1 protein-coding gene is annotated in these 1826 nt (G+C 45.3%); it reads left to right on the forward strand.

Features of this window, described 5'->3' with window-relative positions:
• Nucleotides 1-190 precede the first annotated feature (190 nt).
• Nucleotides 191-1711 carry a glycosyltransferase family 2 protein gene (locus tag ABF463_RS14480; protein WP_415534741.1) on the forward strand — a complete coding sequence of 507 codons (1521 nt, stop codon included), beginning with the start codon at nucleotides 191-193 and terminating at the stop codon, nucleotides 1709-1711.
• The last annotated feature ends 115 nt before the right edge of the window (nucleotides 1712-1826 follow it).

Genomic DNA, 1826 nt, shown 5'->3' on the forward strand with positions numbered 1-1826 from the left:
GTTATTATTGTTGTTATGATCATTGTTAGACCATAATTTAAAAATATTATATTTCGTAAAAAAATACAAACCGATTACGGTTTTAAGGCCGCATTTGGGTTAATGAGACCTGAGTGATATGGTTTTTCCCACTTAGGTGTTAATGTAATCAGACTTACCGTGTTGGTCATTTTGAAGTGGATCTAGGCAGATGACGGCTTTTCCAACCGTAGCAATAGCGCTTTTTGTCAAAAATGAGTTTTCTGACATTGCGGGATGGATTGCCTGGCACAGAGCTCTGGGCGTCAAAACTTTTTTCATTTTTGATGATCATTCTTCAGACGGAACTTGGGAAATTATCCAATCTGCCGCATCTGTCTGCGATATCAGAGCTATGCGGACAGATCCTATTGAGGAGCCTGATTTCTATCAGAGGCAGCGGAAAAGCTTCATGGCTGCGGCTGAAATGGCCAAAGGTCAGTACGACTGGATCGGATTTCTTGATGGTGACGAGTATGTCTATCTGAAGCGTCAGGACAGCTTGCCCGAGTTTTTTTCAAAATTCGACCATGCTGACGCAGTTGCTCTGTCCTGGCGTATTCAAGGAAGTTCTGGTCGCGTTGTAAGGCCCAAAATCACGACAGTTGAAGCGTTTGTTCAGCACTCAACACCTGAATTGGGCGATAATCGGCTGATCAAAAGCTTTGTGCGTCCTGAAAAGATGGGGGGGCACTATCATAATCCTCATTGGTATGACATTCCCGTAGATCGTTACGTCAGACCTGACGGCCGTTTGGTCAATGGACAGGATGCAAACCAGGACATCGATTGGAACGATGCCTTTGTCATGCATTACATCTGCCGAAGCATGGAACATTATATCCAGCGGATCAAAAGACGTTTGAATGCTGACGTTGGCGATTCCACGGTGTACTGGGAACACTTTAATCGCAATGAACTGGCGGACTACGAGCCGTTGCGCTTCATCGGTCAAACTCACCGTATATTGCGAGATATTTACCGTGTAATGCTTGACCGTGCCATCTCGACGCTACGGGATACCTGGTACAAGGTCGAAGGCGGAAACATGTTCTCTCCTCGCGGAGATGGAGCAGCAACGGTTTTTCAGGTGAAGTCAGCTTTTGATACCAGTCTCTACCTTCTCCCTCATGAAAACCGTATCATGCACACAACGGCAGAGATTGCTGAACAAAGTCATCTGATTCCGGTTTATGCGGCCGTCCACGACGATACGCCAAATGCTGTGACATTCTTTTACGAGGAAGATGGACAACCCGGAACTCATCGTCTTATTCGCATGCAGCGAGATGATCGTCTTGCAAGCGAACTCGTCTATAGTCTTCGGTCCTTTGGAGAAGGGCAATACGCTGCTTATAACCCTGTCACTAATCTACATCTTGTTTTCATTCCTAACCCGACTGAAAATCAACCGCAGGGTATTGAGCAGGTCGCGGCAGAACGTCGTGAAGTAGGCGGATGGGAGAAATTCACGCTGCTTCCTGTTGAGAATATTTTCTACGGTTCTAATCGTGCTCCGCTTTCTTTTGTCCCCGGGAAAGAGACAACTTCTCACGATATTCTCGTGTGGCTCGTAAGCGCTGCAGTTGCACCAACTGCAGAAGAGTTTCTGCGGGTTCTTGCTTCGGTTCCTCTATCAGTTAGAGAAGAGATTTCATATCGTGTTCCAGGATTGCTTTGGACGTGTGTCTGAATCAAATATTTGATTTTGATTTCTGGATATGGCGTTTTTCCTGCGAGGAAATACTGAAACAAATGTTTTCTTTTCCATAAAAACGTCTGTCCGATATTAATGAAATAATTTGGGT

This window comes from Ethanoligenens sp. (assembly GCF_047718355.1).
In the GTDB taxonomy this organism is placed as follows: domain Bacteria; phylum Bacillota; class Clostridia; order Oscillospirales; family Ethanoligenentaceae; genus Ethanoligenens.

What these genes read in the sequence shown, in the direction of transcription:
- ABF463_RS14480 (WP_415534741.1), top strand. Translation starts at nt 191, where the DNA reads ATGACGGCTTTTCCAACCGTAGCAATAGCGCTTTTTGTCAAAAATGAG.